This is a genomic window from Streptomyces sp. NPDC001093 (genome assembly GCF_040298985.1).
Taxonomy (GTDB): domain Bacteria; phylum Actinomycetota; class Actinomycetes; order Streptomycetales; family Streptomycetaceae; genus Streptomyces.
This window is the reverse complement of record NZ_JBEPBF010000130.1, coordinates 1-18,465: the sequence shown is the minus strand read 5'-3', so window position 1 is coordinate 18,465 and position 18,465 is coordinate 1. Positions and strand designations below refer to the sequence as shown.

At 69.7% G+C, this 18,465-nt stretch carries 11 protein-coding genes and 4 pseudogenes; 8 read left to right on the top strand and 7 right to left on the bottom strand.

Annotated features, from left to right (window positions below; translation table 11 throughout):
* Positions 1 to 101: 101 nt before the first annotated feature.
* Both dctA and ABT288_RS40405 read right to left on the bottom strand, forming a co-directional pair.
* Positions 102 to 1,517 (bottom strand): C4-dicarboxylate transporter DctA, encoded by a 1,416-nt coding sequence (gene dctA / locus ABT288_RS40410; RefSeq protein WP_351619139.1) that lies wholly within the window; start codon positions 1,515 to 1,517, stop codon positions 102 to 104.
* Positions 1,514 to 2,632 carry a PrpF domain-containing protein gene (locus ABT288_RS40405; RefSeq protein ID WP_351619137.1) on the bottom strand — a complete coding sequence of 373 codons (1,119 nt, stop codon included), beginning with the start codon at positions 2,630 to 2,632 and terminating at the stop codon, positions 1,514 to 1,516. Before ABT288_RS40405 ends, dctA begins: the two co-directional genes overlap by 4 nt.
* A gap of 146 nt (positions 2,633 to 2,778) precedes the next feature.
* Here ABT288_RS40405 and ABT288_RS40400 point away from each other — a divergent pair, with 146 nt between their 5' ends.
* The gene (locus tag ABT288_RS40400) at positions 2,779 to 3,684 is read left to right on the top strand and encodes a LysR family transcriptional regulator (protein WP_351619134.1); all 906 of its coding nucleotides are present in this window, start codon (positions 2,779 to 2,781) and stop codon (positions 3,682 to 3,684) included.
* A gap of 559 nt (positions 3,685 to 4,243) precedes the next feature.
* On the opposite strand, the gene ABT288_RS40395 is transcribed toward ABT288_RS40400, so the two are convergent.
* Together ABT288_RS40395 and ABT288_RS40390 are read right to left on the bottom strand one after the other, a co-directional pair.
* Positions 4,244 to 5,518 carry a glycoside hydrolase family 6 protein gene (locus tag ABT288_RS40395; protein ID WP_351619131.1) on the bottom strand — a complete coding sequence of 425 codons (1,275 nt, stop codon included), beginning with the start codon at positions 5,516 to 5,518 and terminating at the stop codon, positions 4,244 to 4,246.
* Positions 5,519 to 5,678: 160 nt separating this feature from the next.
* Positions 5,679 to 6,644, bottom strand: coding sequence for a glycoside hydrolase family 6 protein (locus ABT288_RS40390; protein ID WP_351619128.1), 966 nt, complete (start codon positions 6,642 to 6,644; stop codon positions 5,679 to 5,681).
* A 317-nt stretch (positions 6,645 to 6,961) separates the two neighbouring features.
* On the opposite strand from ABT288_RS40390, the pseudogene ABT288_RS40385 reads away from it, so the two are divergent.
* Positions 6,962 to 7,971, top strand: a pseudogene (locus ABT288_RS40385) (LacI family DNA-binding transcriptional regulator).
* 37 nt (positions 7,972 to 8,008) lie between these two features.
* Here the strand turns inward: ABT288_RS40385 and ABT288_RS40380 are convergent.
* Positions 8,009 to 9,062, bottom strand: a pseudogene (locus ABT288_RS40380) (LacI family DNA-binding transcriptional regulator).
* A gap of 1,338 nt (positions 9,063 to 10,400) precedes the next feature.
* Between ABT288_RS40380 and ABT288_RS40375 the strand changes: the two are divergent.
* The 5 genes and pseudogenes from ABT288_RS40375 to ABT288_RS40355 all read left to right on the top strand — a co-directional run bounded on the left by ABT288_RS40375 (position 10,401) and on the right by ABT288_RS40355 (position 16,630).
* Positions 10,401 to 11,987 (top strand): arabinofuranosidase catalytic domain-containing protein, encoded by a 1,587-nt coding sequence (locus ABT288_RS40375; protein ID WP_351619125.1) that lies wholly within the window; start codon positions 10,401 to 10,403, stop codon positions 11,985 to 11,987.
* 92 nt (positions 11,988 to 12,079) lie between these two features.
* The gene (locus ABT288_RS40370) at positions 12,080 to 13,219 is read left to right on the top strand and encodes a ricin-type beta-trefoil lectin domain protein (protein WP_351619123.1); all 1,140 of its coding nucleotides are present in this window, start codon (positions 12,080 to 12,082) and stop codon (positions 13,217 to 13,219) included.
* A 79-nt stretch (positions 13,220 to 13,298) separates the two neighbouring features.
* Positions 13,299 to 14,327 (top strand): annotated as a pseudogene (locus ABT288_RS40365) (glycoside hydrolase family 10 protein); the annotation flags it as partial.
* 62 nt (positions 14,328 to 14,389) lie between these two features.
* Positions 14,390 to 16,042, top strand: a complete 1,653-nt coding sequence (locus ABT288_RS40360) for a glycoside hydrolase family 27 protein (RefSeq protein ID WP_502972954.1) — start codon at positions 14,390 to 14,392, stop codon at positions 16,040 to 16,042.
* A gap of 105 nt (positions 16,043 to 16,147) precedes the next feature.
* Positions 16,148 to 16,630: a CbrC family protein gene (locus ABT288_RS40355; protein ID WP_351619117.1), complete on the top strand. Its 483-nt coding sequence runs from the start codon at positions 16,148 to 16,150 to the stop codon at positions 16,628 to 16,630.
* Between the two features lie 81 nt (positions 16,631 to 16,711).
* On the opposite strand, the gene ABT288_RS40350 is transcribed toward ABT288_RS40355, so the two are convergent.
* Both ABT288_RS40350 and ABT288_RS40345 read right to left on the bottom strand, forming a co-directional pair.
* Positions 16,712 to 17,080, bottom strand: coding sequence for a hypothetical protein (locus tag ABT288_RS40350; protein WP_351619114.1), 369 nt, complete (start codon positions 17,078 to 17,080; stop codon positions 16,712 to 16,714).
* A 229-nt stretch (positions 17,081 to 17,309) separates the two neighbouring features.
* Positions 17,310 to 17,867 (bottom strand): hypothetical protein, encoded by a 558-nt coding sequence (locus ABT288_RS40345; RefSeq protein ID WP_351619111.1) that lies wholly within the window; start codon positions 17,865 to 17,867, stop codon positions 17,310 to 17,312.
* Positions 17,868 to 18,091: 224 nt separating this feature from the next.
* Here ABT288_RS40345 and ABT288_RS40340 point away from each other — a divergent pair.
* Positions 18,092 to 18,379, top strand: a pseudogene (locus tag ABT288_RS40340) (transposase); the annotation flags it as partial.
* Positions 18,380 to 18,465 lie beyond the last annotated feature (86 nt).

Here is an 18,465-nt window from a genome sequence, read left to right as displayed (position 1 = left end):
CTGGGCCACCGGGGACTGAACCGGCAGTCCGCCTGCCGGCCGGGGGGCGCGGGCGCGGCGCCCCCGCGCGCCCCGCGCGCCCCCCCCCCCCCCACGCGATATCAGCTTGCGGCGGGGACGGGGTCGCGAGTTGGTTCGGGCATCGCCTCGGGTGCGGGCGTCTGTTTCGGATCGGGCTCGGCCGGCACCGCGGAGGGAGCGGGGGTGGGGGCGTAGGGGATCTCGCCGCGCAGGACGGCCTTGGCACGGTCCTCGTCGAGCTCGCCCTCCCAGCGGGCGACGGCCAGGGTGGCGACGCCGTTGCCGACCAGGCTGGTCAGGGCGCGGGCTTCGGACATGAACCGGTCGACGCCGAAGATCAGCGCGAGGGCGGCGACGGGGACGTGCGGGACGGCGCTGAGGGTGGCGGCCAGGGCGATGAAGCCGGAGCCGGTGACGCCCGCGGCGCCCTTGGAGGTGAGCAGCATGACGGCGAGCATGGCCAGCTGCTGGGTGAGGCTGAGGTGGATGCCGAGGGCCTGGGCGAGGAAGACCGAGCCCATGGTCAGGTAGATGGCGGTGCCGTCGAGGTTGAAGGAGTATCCGGCGGGCAGCGTGATGCCGACGACCGGTTTCGAGGCGCCCGCGTGCTGGAGCTTGGCCATCATGCGCGGCAGGACGGGCTCGGTGGAGGAGGTGCCGAGGACGATCAGCAGTTCTTCCTTGATGTAGCGCAGGAAGGGCAGCAGCCGCAGTCCGTTCAGGCGCATCACGGTCCCGAGGACGACCAGGACGAAGAGGAGGGCGGTCAGCCAGAACGAGCCGACCAGCAGGCCCAGGTGGCGCAGGGTGCCCAGGCCGTAGTGGCCGATGGTGAAGGCCATCGAGCCGAACGCGCCGATGGGGGCCAGCCGCATGATCCAGCGGATGAGCGTGAACAGGACCGTGGAGAATTTCTCGACGCCCCGGGCGATGCCCAGGCCGGCCTCCCCGCCGGCGTGCAGGCCGAATCCGAACAGCACCGACACCAGCAGCACCGGCAGGATCTCGTTGCCGGTCAGGGCGCTGACCAGGGTGGCCGGGACGATGGCGAGAAGGAAGGCGGCGAAGCCGTCGTGGGCCGTGGTCGCCTCCGGCGGCAGGCCCTTGGCGGACAGGCTCGAGAGGTCGATGTGCAGACCGCTGCCCGGCTTGACGACGTTGACGACGACCAGGCCGATCACCATGGCCACGGTGGTCAGCACCTCGAAGTAGACCAGAGCCTTCAGACTCACGCGGCCGACCGCGCGGGCGTTGCCCATGGAGGCGATGCCGTGGACGACCGTGCAGAAGATGATCGGCGCGATGAACATCTTCACCAGCGCGATGAAGCCGTCGCCGAGCGGCTTCAGGTCAGCGCCGGCGGACGGCCACAGCCCGCCCACGGCGGCGCCGAGGAGGACGGCGATCAGGCACTGGATGTAGAGGTGGGACAGCATCCGGCGGATGCGGCCCGGTGGTGCGGTGACGGTACCCGGGGCGGCGTCGTTGCGGCTCATGCGGGGCGTCCTTCCAGGACGGGAACGAGGAGTTCGGCTCGGGCGATACGCCGGGCGGCGCGGTGCAGCAGCACCGTGGGGGACGCGCCGTCCGGTGCGGGGACGGCTTGGGCGGTGACCACGCCGGCGGGGGTGCCCAGGCGCAGCGTGCCGTCGGCGGTCTGCCGGGCGACGCGGTGGGCGAGGGTGCCAGGGGTGGCGGCGGCCGTGGCCAGGGCGACGGCGGAGGTCAGGCCGATCGCCGGGTGCGGGGCGTGCATGGAGACCATGCGCACGGCCAGGTCGTACTCGTCCTGGTTGACGAGCATGCCCTGTGTGGTGCGATAGAGCGCGGGTCGGGCGACGATGCCCACTTTCGGTATCGCGTGACTGACCGGATCGCCCTCGCGGGCCAGGCCCATGGCCAGCGCTGCCTGGCGGCGCAGCAGTGTCAGCGCGGGCACTGCGGTGGCGAACGCGGTGAGGGATTCCGTGCCGTCGAGGCCGAAGGCCTTGGCCTCGAACAGGGCGGCCGGCGCGCCGGCGTCCACCAGGGATGCCTCGAGGGGACCGTCCGGGCCGGTCAGCTCGTCCAGTGCCCGGCAGGTCGGCAGAGCGCGGCCGGTCGTCGAGCCCGCCGGGTCCTGAAACCCGAGCAGGACCGGCACGCCCGGCGCCGAGGTACCCGGCACCACGGCCGTGCCCTCCTCCGGGGCCACGCCCGCGGGGGTGGGGATCGTGCCGGTGAGGCGGGCCCCGGTGTTGACGTTGAGCATGCGGACGGTGGTGGTGTCCGACGTGATCGGCACGAGCTCGTGGTGGACGGCGTACAGGGCCACGGCGGTGGCGCAGTTGCCGCAGTTGCTGGCCCATTCCACGCGCTCGTCGCCGACACCGACCTGCGCGAAGGCGTACTCGACATCCACGGCGGCCTGGGTCGACGCCTGTACGACGGCGGCCTTGGAGGTGGTGGAGGAGGCGCCGCCCACGCCGTCGATCTGGCGGGGGTCGGCGGCGTTGAAGGCGGCGAGCAGGAGGGCATCGACGTCCACGCCCGTGGCGGCCACGTCGCGGTGGTCGAAGATCCAGCACTTGCTGGTTCCTCCGCGGATCATCTCGCCCTGCAGACGCAGCACAACTGACTCCTCACAGCCATGGAAGGGGAAGTCCACCGACGGTCTCGCCGTGCGTGGTGTCCTCCACGGTGGGTTACGGCAGCGTGAAGTACAATCTCGGAAATCTGCATGGCTATTAAGGTGAAGTGAACGGTGGAGGAGGTGGCATGCTCGACGTCCGGCGCATCCTGCTGTTCACGGAGGTCGCCCGGCGCGGCTCGGTGACCGCGACGGCCCGCGCCCTCAACTACACACCGTCAGCGGTATCGCAGCAGATCAGCCGCCTGGAAACGGAGGCAGGCCAGCCCCTGCTGGAACGCCACGCCCGGGGCGTCACCCTCACCGACGCCGGACGGGCGCTGGCAGAACGAGGGCAACGGATCGAACGCGAACTGCAGGCCGCGGAAAACGAACTCGCCGACCACGCCGGTCTGCGGGCGGGCACCCTGCGCATCGGCACCTTCCCCACCGTCGGCGCCTCGCTCCTCCCGCAGGCCGTGATCGCCTTCCGGGACGCCCACCCCGACGTACGGCTGACCGTCCGCAGCGCCCGCATCGCCGGACTCTGGACGATGCTGGAGAACCGGGAGATCGAGATGTCGCTGATGTGGGACTACGACTGGAGCCGAATCGACCGGGAGGACATCGTCGTCACCCCACTGCTCGACGACCCGCCGGCCCTTCTCGTCAGCGACCACCATCCGCTCGCCGGCCGCGACGCCGCCTCACTCGCCGACTTCGCAGACGATCCCTGGATCACCCGCGCCGACCGTCACCCGGTGGCCGAAGCCCTCGTCCGCGGATGCCGCGCCGTCGGCTTCGAGCCCCACATCGCCTACGAGGCCCACGACTACCAGGAAGCCCAGGCCATGGTCGCCGCCGGTATCGGCGTCGCCCTCGCCCCTACCCTTGCCCTGGAGGGCATCCGGCCCGGCGTCGACGTCCTGCCCCTCCAGCCGCCGGCCCCCGTCCGCCGCATCCTCCTGGTGCGCATGGCCGACCACTCGCTCACCCCCGCCGCCCTGACCTTCGCCGGACTCCTCCGCGACACCGCCGCGGCCCGAACCCTCTGACACCGAACCACGCCACTGGTGATGGAACCGTCGCGCTCACCGCCGCCGATCCAGCCCCGCACTTCGGCGTTGGACCTGAGAAACGGGCGGCGGCAAGCAACCTGGCGGGGGCGCGCCCGGTCAGCGGATTCGGGGCAGCGCCTTGGCCGAGTGCGCGGCGCGCAGGTTCCCTCGTTGTGTGGGACATGTCCGAATTGTGTGTGACATGTCCGAGACGGCCGGAATCAGTCTCGGGACGGATGCGACGTCTTTCGACGACGGATCTTGAACAGATACCCCAGTCCTTCGAGAGGCGGCTGGTCGGAGCCGCGATCGCTTGGTCACGCCACACGGAGCGGCTCCTTCGCCGGTGCGTAGAGACGCGACGGGGTGCGGATGGTCGACGTCGAGATCCGGCTCGGCCCGGTGGAGCCGGGTCCCTGCGCGCGACGGTAAGCGGCACGGACTCGCACGCGGGCGACGCGAGCAACCCGAAGCCCACCCACCCCCGCCAGGTGACTGGCGATCACGAGATGAGACGGCTCGGTGGCCGGACGCGTACGGAGGCGTCCGACCCGGCTCAGCGGTTGAACGTCAGGCGCGGTACCGCGTTGCGGGCCAGTGCGTGGGCCTGGTCGGGCCACCAGGCGCCGGCGGGCGGGTCGACGATGCCGTATTCGGGGTCGATCGTGCCGCCGGTGTTGCGGGTGCAGCTGCCGTCGGATTCACCGGGGGTCTTGATCCACAGGTACGCGTCGACGAGCGGGACGCCGGTGTCGGCGGTGGGGCGTGGGCCGAGACCGCGGCCGGGTGCGTTGCACCAGGTCTCCGGGTCCCCGCTGTACTTGCCCGGCGGTGGGGTCCAGGCGCCCCGGCCGTTGCGGCTGGTGTCGATCACGAAGTGGTGCAGTTCGACGGCCGCCGGGGTGCCTGCGTTCTGGTCGAACCAGGCGTCGGTCCACCGCCAGGTGGTGGGGTCCGTGGGGGAGACGGCGTCGCCGGGGGCGCCGTCGTTGGGGGCGGCGGACGAGTAGTACTGGCTGGCGCACCAGTCGGCGTGGCCCCGTGCCTCCTCGGGGCCCTTGGTGGCGAACCAGATGCACTTGGCGATCCAGGTGCCGTATCTGGCGTTGTGGTCGGTGGGGTGGTTGTTGGACACGTTCAGGGCGAAGCCGTCGCCGTACTGGACCCCGGCGTCCTGCAGTCGCTGGGCGATGTCGCCCACGGCGCGCCACTGTACGTTGCCGGCGTCCAGGTAGACCGCGGTGCGGGGCCGGGCCTTCAGGGTCTTCACGGCGTATGCGAGGTCGGCGATGCGGGCGGCCGTGAGTTCGCCGGTCGGGTCGGTGGTGGGCCCGCAGTCCTTGGGAAGGTTGGCCAAGCCGTCGGGTTCGACCACGACCACCGCTTTGTCCTCGCCGATGCCTGCGGCGAAGGCGTCGATCCACTGGCGGTAGGCGGCGGAGGATGCGGCCCCGCCACTGGAGTACTGCGAGCAGTCCCGGCCGGGTATGTCGTAAGCGACCAGGACGGGGGTCCGGTCGACGGCGCGGGCCCGGCGGACGAGCCTGTTCACCTTGAAGCGCACCTCTTCGGGCGTGCCCTCGGTGAACCATTCGGCCTGCGGCCAGCTTGCGAGTCTGGCCATGTTCGCGGCGTTGTCGATGTCGCCGTTCCGGAAGTCGACGAGGGCTTGCTGCGCGGCCTTGCCGTGCGGGTCGACGTAGAACTTCGTGGTCGGGGTGATCACGTCCTGCGCGGGTGTGGCCTGCGCCTGCGTCGCGGTGAGGGCGGCGCAGGCGGTGAGCGTCGTGATGACGGCGGCGACGCGGCGCCGAAGGCTGCGTGGCTTCATGGCTGCTCCTGTGCGGTGGATGCATGAGGGGTGTCTGCACCAGGGCGGTCCACTGGCCGTCTGTGCGGACGGCGGTCAGTGGTGGACCCGGCGGGCTGCGGCTGACGGTGCTCGTGGCCCGGCGGCGGGGCAGGGGCCTACCCGGCCACGGGACCCGGGATCAGTAGCCGTAGATCATCTTGTAGGCGACCTCGGGGAGGAACTGTCCGGCCGGGGAGCCGGTTCCTGTTCCGCAGTTGCCGTCGGACTCGCCCGGGGTCTTGATCCACAGCAGCATCTCGGCGCCTCCGGCCGTCTGGGTGGGGGTGCCGATGCGGCGGCCCGAGGGGTTGCACCACTGGCCGTTGGAGCCGTTGCCGTTGCGGCTGGTGTCCACGACGAACGGTCTGGTGTAGCCGTAGCGGGCGCTGAGTGCGCTGTTGACGGCGTTGCCGTAGGCGATGTTCTCGGCCGTGGTGTAGTAGTTCGAGATGTTGAGCGAGAAGCCGTGTGCCTGTCGCAGGCCGGCTTCGTTCAGGCGCTGGGCCATGGTCGCCGGGCTTGCCCAACCCGGATTGCCGGCGTCCAGATAGACCCAGGTGTTGGGTGCCTGGCGGTTGAACTGCGTGAGGGCGCCGGTGATCATGCCCTCGCGTTCAACTATCTGATCCTGTGTCATACAGCCGTAGTCTGCGAGGGAGTCCGGTTCGAGGAGGACGACGGCCGGGCGGTTGGCGATACCGCCGGCGAACTGGGCGATCCAGCTCGCGTAGGCGGACGGCGAGGCGGCTCCGCCGGCGGAGTGTCCGCCGCAGTAGTCGCGGTTGTAGATGTTGTACGCGACGAGGATCGGCAGCTTGTGCTGGTAGTCCGCCGCGCCGGCGTAGGCGCCCGTGGCGGTGCCGATGGTGCCGCTCCAGGCGCCGAACCAGTGGGCCATCGGGGTGTTGGCGAGGGAGGAGTTGATCGCAGGCGCCCGGCCGTCGCCGGGATTGGCGGCCACCCACCGCTTCGCGCTGGAGCCGGGGTCCACGTAGAACCCGTTGGTCATGGTGGTCGGGGTGGCGGCGTGGGCGGACGGTGCGACGGTGAACGTCAGTGGCAGAGCGAAGAACGCTGCCACGAGGGCGCGGAGTCTGCGACGCATGACTGTACCTCGGTTTCCTGGCAGGGATGCGCCGCACGTTCTCGTACCGAGCATGCGACGCGCTGAGGCAGTGCGGTGGTACGACGTAGGAAGTGGGAGCGCTCCCATCGGAAGCGCTCCCAGAGGGCACTGAGAACCTTTGGGGTGTGGCCGGTATCGTGTGGCGCCCTGATGGAGCTGTCAAGAGCCGCTGAGCAACCGGCACTTCACAGGACGGGAACAAGGCTCTACAGTCCTGGAACTGAAAGCGCTTCCAGTCGAACCGGGTCGGGGACGAGCCGCTCTCGACGAAGCCGGGAGGGAAAGGCTCGGAGTACATGGCGGAGGATGTGCCATGCCGCCAGTCGACGCTCGATCAGGTAGCTGAACGTGCCGGAGTCTCCCGCTCGGTGGCCTCCCGTGTCCTCAACAACGCCCCGTACGTCAGTCGCGCCAAACGCGAGGCGGTCGAACGGGCCGTCCGGCAGCTCGGTTACGTGCCCAATCCGACCGCACGTGCGCTGGCCACCCGTCAGACGGGAGCGGCCGCCCTGGTCGTCGCGGGGGAGGCTCCGTCGCTCTTCGCGGACCCGTTCTTCGCCCAGGTCATCCTGGGGGCGTCGGCCGCTCTGGAGGAGGCCGACCTGTATCTGATGCTGTGTCTGGCCGCCTCCGATCGTGGTCGCAAACGTGTGGAGGAGCTCCTTCGGTCGAAGGGCGCCGACGGCGTCATGCTGATGGCGCTGCGCGAGGGCGATCCGCCGGCCCGTACGGCCGAGGAGGCCGAGACGCCCGTCGTGTTCGGCGGACGCCCGGTCGGTTCGGCTCCCCAGTGGTACGTGGATGTCGACAATGCCGGCGGAGCCCGCGAGGCCACCGAGTACCTGCTCTCGCTTGGCCGGACCCGTGTGGCCACGATCTGCGGGCGGCTGGACACCCAGGTCGGGCGCGCCCGGTACCGCGGCTACCGGGATGCCGTGCCGGCAGCCGGCCTGGAGCCGTACCCGTCGCGGGAGGGGGACTTCACCGAGCCCGGCGGGGCCGCCGCCATGGCCGCACTGCTGGCGAACCACCCCGAGGTGAACGGGGTGTTCGCCGCCAACGACAACATGGCGGCGGGAGCGCTGCGCGCCTTGCGTGAGGCCGGCCGGCCGGTCCCCGCCGACGTCGCCGTCGTAGGCTTCGACGACCTGACCGTCGCCCGGATCGCCGATCCGCCGCTCACCACCGTTCATCAGCCCATAACGGCTTTGGGGAGATGGTGCGTATGCTCGTCGCGCTCATCAATGGGCAGGAGCCCACCCCGCTGATCCTGCCCACCCGTCTGGTCACTCGCTCCAGCGCCTGACGGCGGTCTCCTTCGGACTGCTGGGGGCGCGATTGCCCTACCGCCCGGCTCGGTGCTCCGCGCCCTTGGAACGTGCCGGCCTGCCGGCGGATGCGGCGGCTGTGCTGGAGCGCAACGAGATCGGCGGTGCCAGCAGGATGTGCCGAGGCGGCGTGTCAGGCGCGGCGATGCGTTCCACCAGCAGCGAAACGGCCTTCTCGCCCATGTCCAGGGCCGGTACGTCCGCTGCCGTGAGCGGCGGGCGGAAGTCCTCGGTCCATGTCTTGCCGCCACTCCGGTGATGGAGAAGTCGTACGGCACTTCGAGACCGGCGTCCGCCAGCGCGCGCTGGATGCCGGGCAGGGCGGCCTCGTTGATGGTGGTGACAGCGGTGACGTCCGGAGGGCTGCGCAGGAGCGCCTCGACGCGTTCCTGACCGGACCGGGCATCGTCCCCGCACGGCACTTCGACGCCGTCAAGGCCGCGTTCCGCCAAGGCTGCCTCGAAACCCTCTCTGACCCGGTGCGCGGGGCCGTAGCCGGCCGCAATGAGTTCGGGGAACGAGTGACCAGAGCCACCCGACGGTGCCCGAGATCGGCGAGGTGCCGCACGCAGTGCTGGACCAGGCCGGAGTAATCGACATCGATCCAGGACATCTGGTGGTCGCCTGCCGTGTGCCCGATGCCGACGAACGGCAGTCCAGCATCCTGCAGGCGCCCCACACGAGGCTCCTCCAGGCGGATCTCCATCAGAATGACGCCGTCCACGCGGCGTTCCGAGACCAACCGCTCGAAGGAACGGTCGTGGTCCTCGCCGGAAGGGGACAGCAGCACATCCAGGTCGACCCGGGCGGCGGCGTCGACCACGCTGGCCACGAAGTCCAGCTGCATGTGCGACAGCCTCTTGCCGGCCGGGGGAATGACGAGACCTATGGTCCGGGTGCGGCCTTCCTCGAGGGCCCTCGCGGTCGCGTTGGGGTGATATCCCGATTCGTTGATCACGTCTTGGATACGTCTGCGCGTGCCGGCGGACACGGGGCGTTTGCCGCTGAGCGCATACGACACCGTGCTGCGCCACACTCCCGTGCGGCGAGCGATCTCCCCGATGTTCATGCAGCTCCTCAAGACCTACGCTCGGGCCGCAAGAATACTGACGGGTGGCGGCGGTGCCGTTGGGTCCCGCTGCCGAACCGGTGCGCCGGATCGGCTCGACTCGGCCGGCAGCGGCACGACCGACGTCGCCGACGCGGCACTGCCGGCGTCCCGGCGCCGGAACGGCGCCGACACCGGATCGTCGGCAACCCGGTTCGGCGGCGACATGTACGGGCCGGGTGCCACAACCCCAGTCCGCCGCCGGCGGTTGCCCATGACCGGCCTCCCGCCGCGCGGTCGTCGAGCCGGCCGTCGTCGGTCCCCGATCAGCCGCAGTATCGCCTCCTGCGGGCCGCTGTGCTTGCGGACCCGGGACAGGGTTCGTCGTGTGGCCGACCTCAGCTCGTCGTCGAAGCCGGTGCCCCCACAGGGGTTCATGACGTCGCGACCCGGCTGCGACAGCCCCCGCGCTCGTATGCGCGATCCCGCCGTCCAGCCAAGGCCGACCGGATCCTGGCGACCTGTCCAGGTCGGCGCTCCCTCGTGCGCGGCCGCGACGACACCGGAAGGCGCGCCGCCGGAGGCGCATCGGCAGCCGAGCCTACGAAGGGTGAGGGAGCGGACGGGGCTTCGCCGACGTCCGTCCGGATGCCGCAGCCATCGCGATGCCTGTCGTCGACGCGGTGGCCGACGGCGTGACCGCCTCGCCCCGCGCCGGAGCCCTCAGCACTTCCTCGGCTTGGGCGCCACTGCGCTGCAACTGTGTGGCGCAGGCCGCCCCGAGGACTCGTCATGGATGGTGTTGCATGAGCGCCATGGTGTGCAGCGGTGCAGGAGGTGCCCAGCGCACCACGGTGGGCCCGACGGACGAACGACGCCCGAGTGCCATGGATCCGAGGGGCGGCGGCGTCGGGACTGCCGGAACCGTCGCGCGTTCCGCATCTCATGCAAGTGCCGGACAACCTAGACGAATCGGTTCCACGCAAGCGCTTCGACGAAAGGTTACCGACCGGCCGAGTGCGGGGTCAATGGCGGGCCGTGAGGCAAGGCGGCGCCAAGGCGCTACGGCCAGGGAAACTGCCTGCCGCCTGCTGCCACGCCGCATCTGTTCGAGCATGCGGACGATCTCCGACCCACAGAAATCAGCCGTCGAATCGATTCCGCGACAACCTTCGCGGCAGGGGCTTAGAACCCTTGACAGTCCCGCGGACTCGGGAGGACCGTCTCCCCCCGAAACCTCTCTGCAATCTCACTGCAATCTCACTGCACATACGGCACCTTCAAGTGCTTCGGATCGTCGGCGCCGCCAACACACCCGACTGGCTTGCGCCGACACGTAGGGGAGATCAGATGGGAACCATGCGCACAAGACCCCACCCGCTGTCCGGGCGCGGTGGCGTACGACGGCTCCTGGCGGCGTTACGGCACCGGGGCAGGCCGGAAAGTGTGCCGGACCAGGGACATGTCCCGCCGTCGGCGCGCTCGCCCCGCTCTCGGTCGAAAACGTTCGCCCGGGCCGGGGCCGCAGCCGTACTCGTCGCCGGCGCTCTGGTCGGCGCCACGGCCACGGCCGGCATGGCTCGGGCCGCCGCGTCCGGGCCGTGCGACATCTACGCGGCGGGCGGCACGCCCTGTGTGGCTGCGCACAGCACGACGCGAGCGCTGTACGCCTCGTACAACGGGCCGCTCTACCAGGTCCGGCGGGCCTCGGACAACACCACCCGGAACATCGGCGTCCTGGGCGCGGGCGGGTACGCGGACGCCGCCGCCCAGGACTCGTTCTGTTCGGGGACGACCTGCCTGATCACGGTCATCTACGACCAGTCAGGCCGCGGGAACAGCCTCACCCAGGCGCCCGCGGGCGGTGCCGCGGGCGGCCCCGACAACCTCGCGAACGCCACTGCCGCGCCCACCATGGTGGGTGGTCACAAGGCCTACGGCGTCTTCGTGGCGCCCGGCACGGGGTACCGCAACAACCACACCAACGGCATCGCGACCGGGGACAACCCCGAGGGCATGTACGCGATCTTCGACGGTACGCACTACAACGGCGGCTGCTGCTTCGACTACGGCAACGCCGAGACGGACAGCAACGACGACGGCAACGGCACCATGGAGGCCATCTACTTCGGCAACATCAAGGTCTGGGGCTATGGTTCGGGCAACGGTCCGTGGATCATGGCCGATCTCGAGAACGGCCTGTTCTCCGGGGTCAACCAGCATTACAACGCGGGCGACCCGACCATCAACCACCGCTACACGACCGCCATCATCAAGGGCGGCCCGAACCACTGGGCGATCCGTGGCGGCAACGCGCAGTCCGGCGGCCTGTCCACCTTCTACGACGGACCGCGCCCCGACGTCGCCGGTTACAACCCGATGCGGAAGCAGGGTGCCATCATCCTGGGCACCGGCGGCGACAACAGCAAGGGCGCGCAAGGCACCTTCTACGAGGGCGTGATGACCTCCGGCTACCCGTCGGACGCCACCGAGAACGCGGTCCAGGCCAACATCACCGCGGCGGGATACAGCAACTCCTCCGGCGGGACGAGCACCGGTGCGCTGCACGCGGTGGGCGCGGGCAAGTGCCTGGACGTGCCCAACTCGTCCACCACGGCCGGCACACAGCTGCAGATCTGGGACTGCAGCGGCGGCGCCAACCAGACCTGGACCCGCACAGCCTCCAACCAGCTGACCGTCTACAGCGGCGGCAGCCAGATGTGCCTGGACGCATACGACAACCAGACGTCCGCCGGCACCAAGGTGGAGACCTGGCCGTGCAACGGCGGCGCCAACCAGCAGTGGCAGCTGAATGCCGACGGCACCGTCACGGGCACGCAGTCCGGACTCTGTCTCGACGTCACCGCCGCCTCCACGGCCAACGGGGCGCCGGCCGAACTCTGGCCGTGCAACGGCGGATCCAACCAGCAATGGCGACTCAACTGACGCCTCCGGCACCGAGCAGGACTTCACCCCGCGCTGACCGGCTCGCGGGCTCGTTCACCCCACCCACTGTCCCGTCCCAGTGAGGAACGCTGATGAAGAAGTACCTGGCGCCCTTGACCGCGGCGCTGACGGCCGCCCTCGGCATGGCCTGGGCACTGCCCGCGGCGGCCGCCACCGGCACCGAGGCGCCGCCCTCCGCCGTCCGGGCCGCCGCCGCGCCCGCCCCCTTGCGGCTGATGCCGTTGGGCGACTCGATCACCTGGGGCGTCGGCAGCCCGTCCGGGAACGGCTACCGGGGCTTTCTGTGGAACGAGCTGTCGGCCGAGGGGCACGCCCTGGACTTCGTCGGCTCGGGTCGCAACGGCACCATGTCCGACCCCGACAACGAAGGCCACTCCGGCTGGCTGATCGACCAGATAACCGGAATCGCGGACTCCGTGCTGGCCGGTTACCGGCCGAACGTGATCACGCTGGAGATCGGGACCAACGATCTGAACGGCAATTACCAGATCCCGACCGCCGCCGACCGGCTTCGTGCGCTCATCGACCGGATCACCGAGGACGCACCCGACGCCACCGTTCTCCTCGGCACCGTGATCATCTCCACCAGCGGCACCGAGGAGGCCAACCGGCCCGCGTTCAACGCCAAGCTCCCCGCGATCGTCCAGGCCGAGCAGGCCGCCGGCAAACACGTACGCCTTGTGGACATGAGCGCGTTGACCACCGCGGACCTCTCCGACCCCTTCCACCCCAACGACAACGGCTACCGCAAGATGGCGGACGCCTTCAACGTCGGGGTCCAGGCCGCTGACGCGGCAGGCTGGATCAAGCCGCCGGTTCCCGCCGGCGGGCAGGTGCGCTCCGGAATCGCGGGGAAGTGCCTGGACGTCAACGGTGGCAACAGCGCCAACGGGACCGCCGCGCAGATCTGGTCCTGCAACGGCTCCGCCGCGCAGTGGTGGTCCGCGCGCTCCGACGGCACCTTGCGGGCGCTCGGGAAGTGCCTCGACGCCACGGGCGGTGATACCGCCAACGGCACCAAGATCGAGATGTGGGACTGCAACGGCGGCAGCAACCAGCAATGGCAGGCGTACAACGGCGGTTACCGCAATCCGGTCTCCGGCCGCTGTCTCGACGACCCCGGCGCATCCACCACCGACGGTACGCAACTGGTCCTGTGGGACTGCAACGGCGGCGCCAACCAGAAGTGGACCGCTCTGCCGGTCTCCTGAGCCCATGACCCGACTGCACCGCAGCACTGTCTCGCGGTCGGTGTCTCACCCTCCACACACACAAGGAGAATGATCCTCCATGTCCTGGCTCAACGAGGTGCCCCCTCTCCGCACGGTCCTCGCCTCGGCCACCGGTCTGACGGTCGGTACGGTGCTGGCCCTGGCCGGGACGGCGGCACCCGCGGCACATGCGGCCTCCGGCACGCTGGGCTCGGCCGCGGCGGGCAGCGGCCGCTACTTCGGCACGGCCGTGGCAGCCGGGAAGCTCGGCGACCCGACGTACTCCACGATTCTCGACCGGGAGTTCAGCATGATCACCCCGGAGAACGAGATGAAGTGGGACACCACCGAACCGTCCCGCGGCACCTTCAACTTCGGCCCGGCCGACTCGATCGTCGTCCACGCCTCCGCGCACGGGCAGCGGATGCGCGGCCACACCCTGGTGTGGCACTCGCAACTTCCCGCCTGGGTCAGGTCGATCACCGACGCGAACACGCTGCGCAGCGTGATGAAGAACCACATCACCACCGAGATGAGCCACTTCAAGGGCAAGATCTACGCCTGGGACGTGGTCAACGAGGCCTTCGCCGACGGCTCCTCCCAGCACCGCAGCTCGGTCTTCCAGAACGTGCTGGGCAACGGCTTCATCGAGGAGGCGTTCCGCACCGCGCGGGCCGCCGATCCCTCGGCCAAGCTCTGCTACAACGACTACAACATCGAGAACTGGGCCGACGCCAAGACGCAGGGCGTCTACAACATGGTCAAGGACTTCAAGTCCCGCGGTGTACCCATCGACTGCGTCGGCTTCCAGAGCCACTTCGGCGCCGGCGGCCCGCCGGCCGGCTTCCGGACCACCCTGGCCAACTTCGCCGCGCTCGGCGTGGACGTCCAGATCACCGAACTCGACATCGCCCAGGCCTCACCGACCGCCTACGCCAACACCGTGCAGGCGTGCATGAACGTCGCCCGCTGCACCGGCATCACCGTGTGGGGGATCAGGGACAGTGACTCGTGGCGGACGGGGGAGAACCCGCTGCTGTTCGACGCGCGCGGCAACAAGAAGCCGGCCTACGACGCGGTCCTGTCCGCGCTGGCGCGACGTCGAGGTTCGCGATGAAGGGCGCTGAACTCATGTCCGTTCGTCCAACTGAGCACAGGAGCCAAGGACTTATGACCATGACCACGGTGAGAGCCAGACGCCTCCGACCGCTGCCCCCGTTGCTGTCCCTGGGCAAAACCCTGGTACTCACCTTCTCGGCCGTGCTGCTCACCGTGGTCGCCCCCCTGCTCCCCCTGGGCACGGCGCAGTCCGCCGCTGCGTTGGGCAACGGGCTCGCGCTGGCGCCGCAGATGGGCTTCAACGACTGGAACGCGTACGGCTGCAATGTCTCCGAGTCGCTGATCAAGTCCACCGCTCAGGCGATGCACACCAACGGCATGCAGGCGGCGGGTTACTCGTACGTCAACATCGACGACTGCTGGATGACCCACAGCCGCGATTCCGGTGGCCACCTGGTGCCGGATCCGGCCAAGTTCCCCGACGGCATCAAGGGCACCGCGGACTACGTGCACGCGCTGGGGCTGAAGCTGGGAATCTACGAGGACGCGGGCACCGCGACCTGTGCGGGGTATCCGGGCAGCCTGGGGCACGAGACCACGGATGCACAGTCGTTCGCGTCGTGGGGTGTGGACTATCTGAAGTACGACAACTGCAACAACACCGGGGTGCCGGCACAAACCCGGTACACCGCGATGCGGGACGCCCTGGCCGCCACCGGCCGGCCGATCCTGTTCAGCCTGTGCAACTGGGGCCAGGAGAACGTGTGGACCTGGGGCGCGGGTGTGGGCAACAGCTGGCGCACCACCGGGGACATCAGCCCCAGCTACTCCAGCATGCTGTCGATCTTCCACAGCAACGTGGGACTGGCCTCCTACGCCGGTCCCGGCCACTGGAACGACCCGGACATGCTGGAGATCGGCAACGGCTCGATGACGGCCACCGAGAACCGCAGCGAGTTCAGCCTGTGGGCGGAGATGGCCGCTCCGCTGATCACGGGCACCAACATTCCCTCGGCCAGTTCCGACACCTTGTCCACCCTGACCAACTCCCGGGTGATCGCGGTCGACCAGGACCCCCTCGGCAAACAGGGCACCATGGTGTCGTCCTCGGGCGGCCTGGACGTGCTGGCCAAGCCGCTGGCGAACGGGGACGTGTCGGTGGCCCTGTTCAACGAGACGGGCTCGACGGCCACCATCACCACCACCGCGGCCGCGATCGGGAAGACTGGGGCGTCCGCCTATACCCTGACCGACCTGTGGTCGGGCGCGTCCTCGACCACCTCCGGCACCATCAGCGCCTCGGTGCCGGCCCACGGCACGGTGATGTACCGGGTCGCGGGCGGCACCAGCAGCGGCGGCGGCACCAGCGTGACCGGTGAGCTGCACGCGGTGGGTGCGGGCAAATGCCTGGACGTACCGAACTCCACCACGACCGCCGGCACCCAGGTGGAGGTCTGGAGCTGCAACGGCGGGGCCAACCAGACATGGACGCATTCCACCTCCGACCAGCTCACCGTCTACTCCGGCAGCGCCCAGATGTGTCTGGACGCCTACAACAACCAGACCACCCCGGGGACGAAGGTGGAGGTCTGGCCGTGCAACGGCCAGACCAACCAGCAGTGGACGCTGAACTCCAACGGCACCGTCACCGGCGTCCAGTCCGGCCTGTGCCTGGATGTCACCGGAGCGGCCACCGCCGACGGAACCCTCGCCGAGCTGTGGACCTGCAACGGCGGCAGCAATCAGCAGTGGACACTGGGATGAGTCCCCCGCCGTGTGGCGGCACCGCCACAGAGAGAGGAGATCGAGGGCGCTCGCAGCGCGGCCGGGTGCTGGCGTGGAATCGCGGGCTGCCAAGCTGCGGAGGACGTGGATCCGATCATCCGGCAGCCAGAGCAGTGCCTGATGAGGCGCTGCAGACGAGGAGTCCGCCTGCGCGAGGGCGGCGTCATCCTGCAGGCGCGGTGCTCCTCAGATGTTCCCGCAGCCACCGCTCGGTGTCCGAACTCGCGATTCGAAGGCGAATTCACCGATGCCTGCGGGCTCGACGGCGTCAGCGAGGAGACCCTGGAGCAGGTCAGCCACCGCACCCCCGGCTTGCACGCCTGGCAGGATCCGCACTGGCTTATTCACTGCAACGACGCAGCCGCCTTCATCGACGAGGTCGGATACACCGAACTGACGGCCCACCCCGAGGCACTCGACCAGATCCGACTCGACCTGTGCATGAGCGGATGGCACGACGCGTCCCAGCTCGAGGACTTCCTGACCGACCTCGGGCAAGGCGCAAGCGCCATGCTCTTCCGGTGCACCATCTGCGGCACCTACCTCGCCTACGCCGACGCTTCATAGCCGCGGCCGAGCTCAGCACGCACCTGTCCCTTCAAAGGATCCGCACCCATCGGAGCCAGGACCCACGGCACTGGTCCGTCGTCATTCCGAGGGGCAGTTGTCCCACAGCTGGGAGAGCTCCCGGGGGATTCCGACGCAGCCGCCGCTGAACGGGGCGGCGCTGTGGCGGTAACCCCAGGGCCGGCCGCCCCGGAGGATGAAGTACTTGCGCGCACTGCCGTCATCCTGGATGCCGACCTGCTCCTGGGGCGTCGCGCCCGGGGTGAGTTCGAAGGCGGTCGCGGCGTACCGCGTGTCCCCGCACTGCCCGTAAAGGAACTGGCCCGGGCGCGGCTTGATGTGGTGGAAAAGGGCGTTGTGGCTGGTGTACGCCCGGGTGACCGCCGTCTTGACCGCCGCGGCCGTGACCAGGTTCCGGCATCCGGTGGTCTTCGCAGACGCAGCCGTCACTGTCTGACCATCGCCTGCAGACGCGGTGGCCGCCGGCTGAGCCCCGTCCGGAGCCGCTGCAGCCGAACCGCCCGCATGAACCGAACCAGCCCCGGAACCAGTACCGGTACTACCGCACGCGCCGAGCAGAAACGCGGCGGACAACGCGAGAGCGGCCGAAGCCATCGCGCGAGGCATAGTGGAACGCATCAGAACTGAGCGGCGGAGCAGGCCCGCTGCCCGCAGCGGATCAGGTGGCCGCTTCGGAGGGTTCGCCGCGCAGGAGGTCGGGGCGGGCATCGGCCATGGCGAAGGCCCGCGTGAGTCCGGTCGCGAGCGTGTCGTCGATGCGGTAGCGCCGTACTCGTTCGTCCCGCTGGAGCAGGGGGCCAGCGCCGTCCGGACCGACACGGCGCTGCACCGTCTTTACACTGGTCAGCGTGCCGCCGCCGATCCGTGAGGGCGGGATCGGGACCGTCGGATGGCTGGCGAAATAGTGCTGGACGTCCTCGTACGAGGCGTACCCACCCACCTCGGTGACCCGGCGCAGTACCGCCGGGGCTCCGGGCATCAGCGACGCGATCATCTGGAAGAGCGTCCGATCACTCCAGCCGTCCCCGATGTCGTCACTGCTCAGGTCCTGCGGGTCGGGCCGGGGCTCCACGGCCGGGGCCTCCGGCCAGTCGGCCGGGGGCACGGGACGCAGCCCGTAGGCGGCCTGGATGGCGGCAATCGCCTGTTCGTAGGTGTCCGTCTCAGTGTCGATCGTCAGCCGCACGAGGCCCCCTACGTCATTCCTGCCGGCCATCCTTCCTCACGGCTGTTGTGACGTTGCGCGATTGGTGGCCAGTCAGCCGCCGAACGCCGCAGGCCAGGCAACCGTTGATTTCTGCTTGGCCAGAACGTTGCACGGTAGTTGGCCCGTCGAGGCCCCGGGATCGCTGCTACAGCGGAGAAACCGGGCGCTTCCCTGCCGCACCGATGAACCGCTCCGGGTCTGATGGAGGCTCGATTCCCTGAGAGGATCGAGTCATGGCGCGTCCGTCCACCTACCCTGCTGAGCTTCGTGAGCGTGCGGTGCGCATGGTCGCGGAGATCCGTCCGAACTACCCAACCGAGTGGGCCGCGATGAAGGCCGTTGCTGCGAAGCTGGGCATTGGCACGGCGGAGACGGTGCGGAGCTGGGTCCGCAAGGCTGAGGCCGACGCCGGTCAGCGACCTGGCACCACCTCGGAAGAGGCCGCGGAGATCAAGCGGCTGAAGGCCGAGAACGCCGAACTGCGGCGGGCTAACGAGATCTTGAAGGCCGCGTCGGCTTTCTTCGCGTCAATGACAGAGTCTGAGACACGGGCCTATGGGTGGTGACAGAGTGACGGGCACCGGCGGGGCTGGCTCGTTTCTTTGCT

What these genes read in the sequence shown, in the direction of transcription:
- ABT288_RS40400 (WP_351619134.1), top strand. Translation starts at nt 2,779, where the DNA reads ATGCTCGACGTCCGGCGCATCCTGCTGTTCACGGAGGTCGCCCGGCGC.
- ABT288_RS40395 (WP_351619131.1), bottom strand. Translation starts at nt 5,518, where the DNA reads ATGAAGCCACGCAGCCTTCGGCGCCGCGTCGCCGCCGTCATCACGACG.
- dctA (WP_351619139.1), bottom strand. Translation starts at nt 1,517, where the DNA reads ATGAGCCGCAACGACGCCGCCCCGGGTACCGTCACCGCACCACCGGGC.
- ABT288_RS40360 (WP_502972954.1), top strand. Translation starts at nt 14,390, where the DNA reads ATGACCATGACCACGGTGAGAGCCAGACGCCTCCGACCGCTGCCCCCG.
- ABT288_RS40370 (WP_351619123.1), top strand. Translation starts at nt 12,080, where the DNA reads ATGAAGAAGTACCTGGCGCCCTTGACCGCGGCGCTGACGGCCGCCCTC.
- ABT288_RS40375 (WP_351619125.1), top strand. Translation starts at nt 10,401, where the DNA reads ATGCGCACAAGACCCCACCCGCTGTCCGGGCGCGGTGGCGTACGACGG.
- ABT288_RS40390 (WP_351619128.1), bottom strand. Translation starts at nt 6,644, where the DNA reads ATGCGTCGCAGACTCCGCGCCCTCGTGGCAGCGTTCTTCGCTCTGCCA.
- ABT288_RS40345 (WP_351619111.1), bottom strand. Translation starts at nt 17,867, where the DNA reads ATGGCCGGCAGGAATGACGTAGGGGGCCTCGTGCGGCTGACGATCGAC.